Genomic DNA, 10,366 nt, shown 5'->3' with positions numbered 1-10,366 from the left:
TATGACCAACATCCCCCATATCCAAATCACTAAACCGGCCGTCACCTGCTCGACGTGCGCGGCCTGCTGCTGTCAGCTGGAAGTCATGCTGATCACCGACACCGGCGTGCCGCAGCGCTTTATCGATACCGATGAGTGGGGCGGCGAAGTGATGCTGCGCCTGGACGACGGCTGGTGCGCGGCACTGGATCGAGACACGATGATGTGCACGATCTATGCGCTTCGACCGCTGATTTGCCGGGAGTTCGAGATGGGAGCGCCGGAGTGTCTTGAAGAGCGAGAAGGCATCGCGACGGTCTACCGCTGATCCTGCAATGAGCAAAGATCTAAATGTGGAAGCGGGCTTGCTCGCGAAGGCGGTGGGTCAGTCTATGCATGTGCTAGCTGATACACCGCTTTCGCGAGCAAGCCCGCTCCCACAGGGGGGGCTTCGTTGTTGTTGAATTACAACGGCATGGTGTAGTGCAACGAGTAGCTCTCTACCCCATCGTTATTGCTGCTGATGCCGGCGTTGGAATAGTGCGTGGCGCGAATACCCACTTCATGCCCACCGGTAAACCGCAGGCCGAAACCCAGGCGGTCTTCGAACTGAAAGGCTTGGCCGATGTTGTTGTCTTCCAGCCGAGTGCGGGAGAACACCGCCACGCCGATACCGGCTTCGATGTAGGGCTTGACTGACTGGCCGGCAAACTCATACACAAACACCGGCGAGAACGACAGGCTGCTGGCACCTGCACGGTCATCACCTTCCCAATACGTGTAGGCGCCGCTCCAGTAGCCGGTCAGACGGCCAACATCGCTTTGCATCCAGCTTTTATCCCAATCCGAAGTCAGGCCCAGTCGATAGGTCAACGTCGAATCACTGGTACTCCCCAACCCGAACTCCAGGCCGGCGGCCTGGGCTGAAACAGAGTGTCCCAACACAGCGGCCGCAATCGCAGCCAAACAGAACAAGCGCTTCATAAGAAACATCCTTCCAAACGAAGTTATATAGTTTTAAACAGGCTAACTGGCTATAGAAGCTGACGTAGAGCCGGAAGTTCAGCTTTTATCAGCACCATTTCACGAAATTTTCACGAGCCAAAGCTTCGCACAACTCCGGGATGTTTCCAAAGTGTCGGTAGGATATTTCTTAGGTGGGTCAGATCGCCGCTGGTCCAGAACTGTGCAGTGTCGGGATTGCCAGCTGCCAGCAGGTCGCGCCCATCCAGCAAGCGCTTGAGCTGGCGCGCCACGGCGGCGCCGGTGTCGATCAGGATAATGCTGGGGGGCAGCATCTGCGCCAGGAGCGGCTTGAGGAAGGGATAGTGGGTGCAACCCAGGATGATGGTGTCGCAACCGGCGCTGAGCAGTGGCTCGATATAGCCCTGCAACAGTATGTGCAAAGCCGGGCTGTTCAGGTCGCCGGCTTCAATCAGCTCCACCAGGCCCGGACAGGGTTGGGTCACCACTCGTACATCAGTGGCGAAGCGGTCGAGCAAGGCCGCGAATTTGGCGCTTTGCAGCGTGCCGGTGGTGGCGAGCACACCCACCACGCCGCTGCGGGTAGCGGCAGCAGCGGGCTTGACCGCAGGCTCCATGCCGACCAAGAGCCAATCTGGGTAGTCCTGGCGCAAATCGGCAACGGCGGCGACCGTTGCGGTGTTACACGCGATCACAAATGCCTTGGCACCGCGCTCGCGGAAAAACTCGGCGACGGTTCGAGAACGCTCAAGGATGAAAGTGGGCGTTTTCTCTCCATAGGGGATATGCCCGCAGTCGGCCACATACAGCAGCGATTCATGGGGCAATAACTGCTGGATTTCCTCCAGCACCGTCAGGCCGCCGACGCCGGAGTCGAACACACCGATGGGCGCGCCCTTAACCATGCCGGGTTCCACACACGCTGCAACCCGGGTCGCGCTTGACGCGCAATTCGCGAAAACGCGTGGTCAAGGCGTCGATCAGCAACAGGCGACCCACCAGCGGCTCACCGAAACCTGCCAACAGCTTCAAGGCTTCCAGCGCTTGCAGGCTACCGACCAGCCCCACCAACGGCCCGACCACACCGGCTTCGCTGCAGGTCAGTTCGGTGTCGCTGCCGTGCCCGTATAAACAGTGATAGCACGGGCTGTCGGCGCGACGCGGGTCGAACACCGACAATTGCCCCTCAAGGCGAATGGCCGCGCCACTGATCAATGGCTTGCCCGCCACGACGCAGGCCGCATTCACCGCTTCGCGGGTAGAGAAGTTGTCGCTGCAATCGAGCACCACATCCACCGCGCCGATTGCAGAGACCAGCGAATCAGCATCCAGCGCCACGCGATGGGCGGTCAGGGTGATTTCAGGGTTGAGCGCGTTCAGGCGACGCATGGCCGAATCAACCTTGGTCTGCCCTACGCTGTGGGTGTCATGGATGATCTGGCGTTGCAGGTTGGTCAAATCGACCGTGTCAAAATCCGCCAGGTGCAGCTCACCTACACCGGCAGCGGCGAGGTAGAGCGCAACCGGAGCGCCCAGGCCACCGAGGCCGACGATCAACGCGCGGCTCTGTTTCAGGCGCAACTGCCCTTCGATGTCGACATGCTGCAACAGAATCTGCCGGCTATAACGCAACAGCTCCTGATCGGTCAGCACGGTCGGTGCCCCAGGGTGATACGTTCGTGACCGCCAAGATCGATACGACTGTGTACGCCTTCAAAACCCTGGCTCAACAACAAGTCACGCACAGCCAAGGCCTGGTCGTAGCCGTGCTCAAGCAACAGCCAGCCGCCAGCATTCAGATAGGCAGGTGATTCATTGATGATCAGGCGCAAATCGTCCAGGCCATCAGGCCCGGCCACCAGGGCGCTCGCCGGCTCAAACCGTACATCCCCCGCCACCAGGTGCGGATCGTTGTCGGCAATGTAGGGCGGGTTGCTGATGATCAAGTCAAAGCGATCGCCTTGCAGGGCGCTGAACCAATGGCTGTTCAGCACCGTCGCGTTATTGAGGTGCAGACGCTGGCGGTTGCGCTCGGCCAGGGCCACCGCTTCGAGCACGCGATCAACGGCGGTGACTTGCCAGGCCGGGCGTTCGCTGGCCAACGCCAAGGCAATGGCGCCACTGCCGGTGCCCAGGTCCAGGACTTTGGCCGGGGTAGCAGGCAGCAGTTCTAGAGCGGCTTCCACCAGCAATTCGGTTTCCGGACGCGGAATCAGCGTGTGCGGCGCGACTTCCAGATCCAGCTTCCAGAAGCCTTGCTGGCCGAGGATATAGGCCACCGGCTCGCCGCTGCGGCGGCGCTGCAGGTAGTCGGCAAAGGTCAGGGCGTCTTCGCTGCTGACGATCTTTTCCGGCCAGGTGTGCAGGTAGCTGCGGGACTTGCCCAGGGCGGCGGCCAGCAGCAGTTCCACATCCAGGCGCGCGGTGGGCGAATCGGGCAGGTCGGCCGCGCGCAGCAGGCTGGCTATGATGGTCATTTATTCACCTATCGCGGCCAGTTGATCCGCCTGATATTCGGCGAGCAACGGCTCGATTACCGCATCCACGCCACCAGCGAGAATCTCGTCCAGGGAATAAAGGGTGAGATTGACACGATGGTCGGTCACCCGGCCTTGGGCAAAGTTGTAAGTTCGGATGCGCTCGGAGCGATCGCCCGAGCCCACCAGCAGCTTACGCTCGCTGGCAATCGCGTTGGCGGCGGCGCTGGTTTGCTGGTCGTTCAATTTGGCCGACAGCCAGGACATGGCCCGCGCCCGGTTCTTGTGCTGGGAACGTTCTTCCTGGCATTCCACCACGATGCCCGACGGCAAGTGGGTAATCCGAATCGCCGAGTCGGTCTTGTTGACGTGCTGGCCACCGGCGCCCGACGAGCGGTAGGTGTCGACACGCAAGTCCGCGGGGTTGATCTCGATGGCCTCCTGCTCGTCCGGCTCAGGCAACACCGCTACGGTGCACGCCGAGGTATGGATACGGCCCTGGGACTCAGTCGCAGGGACACGCTGCACACGGTGGGCGCCGGATTCGAACTTCAGCTTGCCGTAGACGTTGTCACCTTCGACCCGAGCAATGACTTCTTTATAGCCACCGTGTTCACCTTCGTTCTCGGACAGGATCTCGACCCGCCAGCCGCGTCGTTCGGCGTAGCGCGAATACATGCGGAACAGGTCGCCGGAGAAAATCGCCGCCTCGTCGCCACCGGTACCGGCGCGGATTTCGAGGAACACGTTGCGCCCGTCGTTGGGGTCCTTGGGCAGCAACATGCGTTGCAGGTCGCCTTCCAGTTCGGCGAGTTTTTCCTTGGCCTCGCGGACTTCTTCCACGGCCATTTCACGCATGTCCGGGTCATTGTCCTTGAGCAGCGCCTGAGCGCCTTCGAGGTCAGCCTGCACTTTGGTGAGATGTTTGTAGGTGGCTACAATCGGCTCAACTTCGGCGTACTCCTTGGAATAAGCGCGAAACTTGGCCTGATCAGAAATGACCTCGCCGTCGCCGAGCAAGGCGGTCAGTTCTTCGAAACGGTCCTGGAGCACGTCCAGTTTATTGAGCAGTGACGCTTTCATTGCGGTTTTTTATCCGAAGAGCTGTCTGACGCGCCCTCACCGAGGGCAAAGAGTTCCTGAGCCATGGCCAGCGCATCGAGGCGGCCTTCGGCGGTAAGCTTTTTCAACTGAACGCTGGGTGCATGGAGCAGTTTGTTGGTCAGGCCACGGGCCAATTGCATCAGCACCTCTTCGGCGCTGCTGCCGTTGGCGAGCAGACGCTGGGCCTTGAGCAACTCTTCATCACGCAGGCGCTCGCCCTGCTGACGATACGCCTTGAGCACATCCACCGCCGCCAATTCACGCAGGCGCACCATGAAATCTTCAGCACCGGTGCTGACCATCTCCTCAGCGGCTTGGGCGGCACCCTGGCGGCTTTTGAGGTTCTCGGCGACCACTTCATGCAGATCGTCGACGCTATAGAGGTAAACGTCGTCCAACTCGCCGACTTCGGGTTCGATATCCCGGGGAACGGCGATATCCACCATGAAGATCGGCTTGTGCTTGCGCAGTTTCAACGCGCTCTCGACCGCACCTTTGCCGAGGATCGGCAACTGACTGGCGGTGGAGCTGATAACGATATCACTGCGTACCAGTTCAGCCGGGATGTCTGACAACAGCACGGCATGGGCCCCGAACTGTTCAGCGAGGATACTCGCCCGTTCGAGCGTGCGGTTGGCGACAACGATGCGCTTCACGCCTAAATCGTGCAGGTGCCGGGCTACCAGGGTAATGGTTTCACCGGCACCGATCAGCAGCGCCTGGCTGCGCTGCAAGTCGCTGAAAATCTGCTTGGCCAGGCTGACAGCGGCAAAGGCCACCGACACCGGGTTTTCGCCGATCGCCGTGTCGGTACGCACCTGCTTGGCCGAATTGAAGGTGGCCTGGAACAGGCGCCCCAGCAGCGGGCCGACCGTGCCGGCCTCACGCGCTACGGCATAGGCAGACTTCATCTGGCCAAGAATTTGCGGTTCGCCCAACACCAGCGAGTCGAGACCGGCCGCCACACGCATCATGTGACGAACTGCCGCATCCTCTTCATGCACATAGGCACTGGCGCGCAGGTCATCGAGGCTCAAATGGTGATAATCGGCCAGCCAGCGCAGTACCACATCCGCTGAAAGATGTTCCTGCTCTATATAGAGCTCGCTGCGATTGCAGGTCGAAAGGATCGCAGCTTCGCGGCTGTCGGTGAGCCGGCAGAGCTGCTGCAAGGCCTCAACCAACTGCTCTGGCGTAAACGCCACGCGCTCGCGCACGTCTACGGAGGCAGTCTTGTGGTTAATACCGAGTGCGAGGAAGGCCATTCAATATCGCTGATGATGTCGGGAAGCCGACAATTGTCCTACTTCGAAAGATCCAGAACAACCACCGTCGTCTATTGTCCTAATGCGTTATGCCTATAAAGGCCTCCACTGAGACTCGGTTATGTTTGGCCGAAGGCTTGTGTCATGATGATCCGACCGCAGGTTAGTCGTCCTCTTCCTATATGAATAGATCTTCCGCGTTGCTCCTTGCTTTTGTCTTTCTCAGCGGCTGCCAGGCCATGGCACCCGTGTCGCCGGAGGCTACGCCGCCGGTAGAAGACACCTCCCCCGCCCCTGAAAAGCCCAAGGTTTATTCCTCGTTCAGTGAAGAAACGATCTACAGCCTGCTGACCGCGGAACTGGCCGGCCAGCGTAATCGTTTCGATATTGCGCTGGATAATTACGTGACCCAGGCCATCAACACCCAGGATCCGGGCATTTCCGAGCGGGCGTTTCGCATCGCCGAATACCTGGGCGCCGACCAGGCTGCGCTGGATACGTCGCTGATCTGGGCAAAAAATGCCACCGATGATCTGGAAGCCCAGCGCGCCGCCGCCGTGCAACTGGCGCGTGCGGGCCGCTATGACGACTCTATGGTCTATATGGAGAAAGTCCTGCAGGGCAAGGGCGACACGCATTTCGACTTCCTGGCGCTGTCGGCCGCCGACACCGATCAGGACACCCGCAATGGCCTGATGAAGAGCTTCGACCGCCTGCTGCAAAAGCATCCGAAGAACAGCCAGTTGATTTTCGGCAAAGCCTTGCTGTTGCAACAGGATGACGAAGCCGACGCCGCACTCAAATTGCTTGAACAGAACCCGCCGGAAGACGGCGAGATCGCGCCGATCCTGCTGCGAGCACGCCTGCTGCAGAACCTCAACCGCGGCAAGGAAGCGATTCCTCTGCTGGAAAAAAGCATCAAGAGATACCCGGACGACAAGCGCCTGCGCCTGACTTATGCGCGAATGCTGGTTGAGCAGGACCGCATGGAAGACGCCAAGGTGCAGTTCGCCAACCTGGTCCAGCAATACCCCGACGACGACGAACTGCGCTATTCGCTGGCCCTGGTGTGCCTGGAAGCCAAAGCCTGGGATGAGGCCAAGGGCTACCTGGAACAGTTGATTGAACGTGACAGCCATGTCGACTCGGCGCACCTGAACCTGGGCCGCATCGCTGAAGAACGCAACGACCCGCAGGCCGCCCTGCTCGAGTACGCCCAGGTCGGCCCCGGCAATGACTACCTGCCCGCCCAGTTGCGCCAGGCCGACATCCTGATGAGCAATGGCCGTACCGACGAAGCGGAAAAACGACTGGCGGCGGCCCGCGATGCCGAGCCGGACTACGCCATCCAACTGTACTTGATCCAGGCCGAGACCTTATCGGCCAACAAGCAGGGCGAACGCGCCTGGAAGCTGCTGCAACAAGCTTTGTTGCAATATCCCGACGATTTGAACCTGCTGTACACCCGCGCCATGCAGGCTGAAAAACGCAATGACCTGGCCCAGCTGGAAAAGGACCTGCGCCTGATCATCAAGCGCGACCCGGATAACGCCATGGCACTCAACGCCCTGGGTTATACCTTGTCCGACCGCACCACGCGTTACGCCGAAGCCAAGGTACTGATCGAACAGGCCCATGCGCTCAACCCTGAAGACCCGGCTGTACTCGACAGCCTGGGTTGGGTGAATTACCGCCTGGGCAACCTCGACGAGGCCGAGCGCTTGCTGCGCCAGGCACTGGAGCGCTTTCCCGATCAAGAAGTTGCCGCGCACCTGGGCGAAGTGCTCTGGGCCAAGGGCAAGCAACGCGAAGCACGACAAATCTGGGAAAAATTCCTCAAGGAACAACCCGAAAGCCCAATCCTGCGCGGCACCATCAAGCGCCTGACCGGATCCGAGACCCTTTAAGCTTATGTTCTTGCGCCACATTATCGTCTTCAGTTTTATCGCCCTGCTCGCCGGTTGCGCGGGCGTAGGCACCCGTGAATCCGTTGAAGGCCAGGGCAACCCGGCGCAATGGCAACAACACAAGGATCAGCTCAGCAGCATCGACGGCTGGCAGATCGAGGGCAAGGTCGGGGTTCGCGCGCCGAAAGATTCCGGCAGCGGCACCCTGTTCTGGCTGCAACGCCAGGATTATTACGACATTCGCCTCTCGGGCCCGCTGGGCCGGGGGGCGGCTCGCCTGACGGGCCGGCCGGGGCAGGTGAGCCTGGAAGTGGCCAACCAGGGCCGCTATGAAGCGACCTCCCCGGAGGAACTGCTGGAGCAGCAGATCGGCTGGAAGCTGCCTGTCTCGCATTTGGTCTGGTGGGTGCGCGGTCTTCCGGCGCCCGAGAGCAAAAGTCGCCTGAGCCTCAATGGCGACAGTCGCCTTGCCTCCCTGGAGCAGGACGGCTGGCAGGTGGAGTACCTGAGCTACGTGCAACAGAACGGCTATTGGCTGCCCGAGCGCATCAAGCTGCACGGCACCGACCTTGATGTCACGCTGGTGATCAAGGACTGGCAACCGCGCAAGTTGGGGCAATAACGTGACAGAACGCCTGACCCTGCCCTCGCCTGCGAAACTCAATCTGATGCTGCATATTCTTGGTCGCCGTGAAGATGGCTATCACGAGCTGCAGACCCTCTTTCAGTTCCTCGACTATGGCGATGAGCTGACCTTCGCCGTACGCGACGATGGCGTGATCCAGCTGCACACCGAATTCGAAGGCGTGCCCCACGACAGCAATCTGATCGTGAAGGCGGCGAAAAAACTTCAGCAACAATCCGGCTGCCCGCTCGGGATAGATATCTGGATCGACAAAATCCTGCCCATGGGCGGAGGTATCGGGGGCGGGAGCTCGAATGCTGCAACGACGTTGCTGGGGCTGAACCACTTGTGGCAACTGGGCTGGGACCACGATCGCCTGGCTGTGCTGGGCCTGACGCTGGGCGCGGACGTCCCGGTTTTCGTGCGCGGCCACGCCGCGTTTGCTGAGGGCGTAGGGGAGAAACTTACCCCTGTAGAGCCCGAAGAACCTTGGTATGTCGTGCTTGTGCCGCAAGTATCTGTAAGTACAGCAGAAATTTTTTCAGATCCGTTGTTGACACGTAACTCTTCTCCCATTAAAGTGCGCCCCGTTCCCAAGGGAAACAGTCGAAATGACTGCTTACCGGTTGTAGCAAGGCGTTATCCAGAGGTACGTAACGCTTTGAATTTGTTAGGTAAATTTACCGAAGCAAAATTAACCGGAACTGGAAGTTGTGTGTTTGGGGGCTTCCCAAGCAAAGCTGAAGCTGATAAAGTCTCGGCCCTTCTTACAGAGACCCTTACAGGGTTTGTAGCAAAGGGAAGCAACGTTTCGATGTTGCATCGCAAGCTGCAAAGTCTGCTCTAAAAGGAATCGAGTGTTAGGCACTCGTTGCAACAGATACAGGGGCGTCGCCAAGCGGTAAGGCAGCAGGTTTTGATCCTGCCATGCGTTGGTTCGAATCCAGCCGCCCCTGCCATTTTCTAATACTCATCCAGGTTACCCTCAGCCTCTAGGTACTGCGCGTGTCCAAGATGATGGTCTTTACGGGGAATGCCAACCCCGATCTGGCTCGACGTGTCGTACGTCAGCTGCATATCCCTCTCGGTGACATCTCTGTCGGTAAGTTTTCCGACGGCGAAATTACAGCCGAGATCAATGAAAATGTCCGCGGTAAAGACGTCTTCATTATTCAGCCGACCTGCGCTCCGACCAACGATAACCTGATGGAACTCGTCGTGATGGCTGATGCCTTCCGCCGCTCCTCAGCGACTCGAATCACAGCTGTAATCCCTTACTTTGGTTATGCCCGTCAGGATCGCCGTCCGCGTTCCGCACGTGTGGCTATCAGCGCGAAAGTCGTTGCTGACATGCTGACCGTGGTAGGCATCGACCGTGTTCTCACGGTTGACCTGCACGCTGACCAAATCCAGGGTTTCTTCGATATTCCGGTAGATAACATCTACGGCTCCCCCGTTCTGGTGGATGACATCGAAGACCAGCGCTTTGAAAACCTGATGATCGTGTCCCCGGACATTGGTGGCGTCGTGCGTGCACGGGCCGTTGCCAAATCCCTGGGCGTGGACCTCGGGATCATCGATAAACGCCGTGAAAAAGCCAATCACTCTGAAGTGATGCATATCATCGGTGATGTCGAAGGGCGTACCTGTATTCTGGTTGATGACATGGTCGACACCGCCGGCACCCTGTGCCACGCGGCGAAAGCCCTGAAAGAGCACGGTGCTGCAAAAGTCTTCGCCTACTGCACACACCCTGTGCTGTCGGGCCGAGCGATCGAGAACATCGAGAACTCCATGCTGGACGAACTGGTGGTGACTAACACCATCCCGTTGTCCGCTGCTGCTCAAGCCTGTTCGCGTATCCGTCAACTGGATATCGCACCGGTAGTTGCCGAAGCGGTTCGCCGCATCAGCAATGAAGAATCGATCAGCGCGATGTTCCGTTAAGGGTCAAACCTTCGGAGCACCTCACTGACGAAAAGCGCCCCGCCCCAACATACTGTTGGGGCGGGGCTTTTTTGCCCA

General features: G+C 59.4%; 11 protein-coding genes and 1 tRNA gene. 6 read left to right on the top strand and 6 right to left on the bottom strand.

Translation table 11 applies throughout. The features are described 5' to 3' along the window. The first annotated feature begins 1 nt into the window (after nt 1). Nucleotides 2–307 carry a YkgJ family cysteine cluster protein gene (locus E4O97_RS04390; protein WP_248160894.1) on the top strand — a complete coding sequence of 102 codons (306 nt, stop codon included), beginning with the start codon at nt 2–4 and terminating at the stop codon, nt 305–307. Between the two features lie 137 nt (nt 308–444). Here the strand turns inward: E4O97_RS04390 and E4O97_RS04385 are convergent, their stop codons facing one another. The 6 genes from E4O97_RS04385 to hemA all read right to left on the bottom strand — a co-directional run bounded on the left by E4O97_RS04385 (nt 445) and on the right by hemA (nt 5,809). After that, complete coding sequence (locus tag E4O97_RS04385; RefSeq protein ID WP_005784623.1) at nt 445–963, bottom strand: acyloxyacyl hydrolase; 519 nt, start codon at nt 961–963, stop codon at nt 445–447. Nucleotides 964–1,073: 110 nt separating this feature from the next. Further along, complete coding sequence (gene murI / locus E4O97_RS04380; protein ID WP_078820239.1) at nt 1,074–1,868, bottom strand: glutamate racemase; 795 nt, start codon at nt 1,866–1,868, stop codon at nt 1,074–1,076. Then, nucleotides 1,861–2,616: a molybdopterin-synthase adenylyltransferase MoeB gene (locus E4O97_RS04375; RefSeq protein WP_032878000.1), complete on the bottom strand. Its 756-nt coding sequence runs from the start codon at nt 2,614–2,616 to the stop codon at nt 1,861–1,863. The genes murI and E4O97_RS04375 overlap by 8 nt, the downstream gene beginning before the upstream one ends. After that, nucleotides 2,610–3,440, bottom strand: a complete 831-nt coding sequence (gene prmC, locus E4O97_RS04370; protein WP_216090716.1) for a peptide chain release factor N(5)-glutamine methyltransferase — start codon at nt 3,438–3,440, stop codon at nt 2,610–2,612. Before prmC ends, E4O97_RS04375 begins: the two co-directional genes overlap by 7 nt. After that, on the bottom strand, nt 3,441–4,523 hold the full coding sequence (gene prfA, locus E4O97_RS04365) for a peptide chain release factor 1 (protein ID WP_032878002.1): 1,083 nt from the start codon (nt 4,521–4,523) through the stop codon (nt 3,441–3,443). Then, the gene (gene hemA, locus E4O97_RS04360; RefSeq protein WP_032878003.1) at nt 4,520–5,809 is read right to left on the bottom strand and encodes a glutamyl-tRNA reductase; all 1,290 of its coding nucleotides are present in this window, start codon (nt 5,807–5,809) and stop codon (nt 4,520–4,522) included. The genes prfA and hemA overlap by 4 nt, the downstream gene beginning before the upstream one ends. Before the next feature lie 182 nt (nt 5,810–5,991). On the opposite strand from hemA, the gene E4O97_RS04355 reads away from it, so the two are divergent. The 5 genes from E4O97_RS04355 (at nt 5,992) to E4O97_RS04335 (ending at nt 10,288) form a co-directional block, all read left to right on the top strand. Beyond that, nucleotides 5,992–7,716, top strand: a complete 1,725-nt coding sequence (locus tag E4O97_RS04355; protein ID WP_248160893.1) for a tetratricopeptide repeat protein — start codon at nt 5,992–5,994, stop codon at nt 7,714–7,716. A gap of 4 nt (nt 7,717–7,720) precedes the next feature. Beyond that, complete coding sequence (gene lolB / locus E4O97_RS04350) at nt 7,721–8,338, top strand: lipoprotein insertase outer membrane protein LolB (RefSeq protein ID WP_032878005.1); 618 nt, start codon at nt 7,721–7,723, stop codon at nt 8,336–8,338. Nucleotide 8,339: 1 nt separating this feature from the next. Then, nucleotides 8,340–9,188, top strand: a complete 849-nt coding sequence (gene ispE, locus E4O97_RS04345) for a 4-(cytidine 5'-diphospho)-2-C-methyl-D-erythritol kinase (RefSeq protein WP_032878006.1) — start codon at nt 8,340–8,342, stop codon at nt 9,186–9,188. Between the two features lie 37 nt (nt 9,189–9,225). After that, a tRNA-Gln gene (locus E4O97_RS04340) sits at nt 9,226–9,300 on the top strand. A 46-nt stretch (nt 9,301–9,346) separates the two neighbouring features. After that, complete coding sequence (locus E4O97_RS04335; RefSeq protein ID WP_003208392.1) at nt 9,347–10,288, top strand: ribose-phosphate pyrophosphokinase; 942 nt, start codon at nt 9,347–9,349, stop codon at nt 10,286–10,288. Nucleotides 10,289–10,366 lie beyond the last annotated feature (78 nt).

The organism is Pseudomonas sp. W15Feb34 (assembly GCF_023127765.1).
GTDB classification, from domain to species: domain Bacteria; phylum Pseudomonadota; class Gammaproteobacteria; order Pseudomonadales; family Pseudomonadaceae; genus Aquipseudomonas; species Aquipseudomonas synxantha_A.
This window is presented reverse-complemented; position numbering and strand designations above follow the sequence as displayed.

Excerpts from the sequence above, each read along its gene's own strand:
- prmC (WP_216090716.1), bottom strand. The coding sequence starts at position 3,440 with ATGACCATCATAGCCAGCCTGCTGCGCGCGGCCGACCTGCCCGATTCG.
- murI (WP_078820239.1), bottom strand. The coding sequence starts at position 1,868 with ATGGTTAAGGGCGCGCCCATCGGTGTGTTCGACTCCGGCGTCGGCGGC.
- E4O97_RS04355 (WP_248160893.1), top strand. The coding sequence starts at position 5,992 with ATGAATAGATCTTCCGCGTTGCTCCTTGCTTTTGTCTTTCTCAGCGGC.
- lolB (WP_032878005.1), top strand. The coding sequence starts at position 7,721 with ATGTTCTTGCGCCACATTATCGTCTTCAGTTTTATCGCCCTGCTCGCC.
- prfA (WP_032878002.1), bottom strand. The coding sequence starts at position 4,523 with ATGAAAGCGTCACTGCTCAATAAACTGGACGTGCTCCAGGACCGTTTC.
- E4O97_RS04390 (WP_248160894.1), top strand. The coding sequence starts at position 2 with ATGACCAACATCCCCCATATCCAAATCACTAAACCGGCCGTCACCTGC.
- E4O97_RS04385 (WP_005784623.1), bottom strand. The coding sequence starts at position 963 with ATGAAGCGCTTGTTCTGTTTGGCTGCGATTGCGGCCGCTGTGTTGGGA.
- hemA (WP_032878003.1), bottom strand. The coding sequence starts at position 5,809 with ATGGCCTTCCTCGCACTCGGTATTAACCACAAGACTGCCTCCGTAGAC.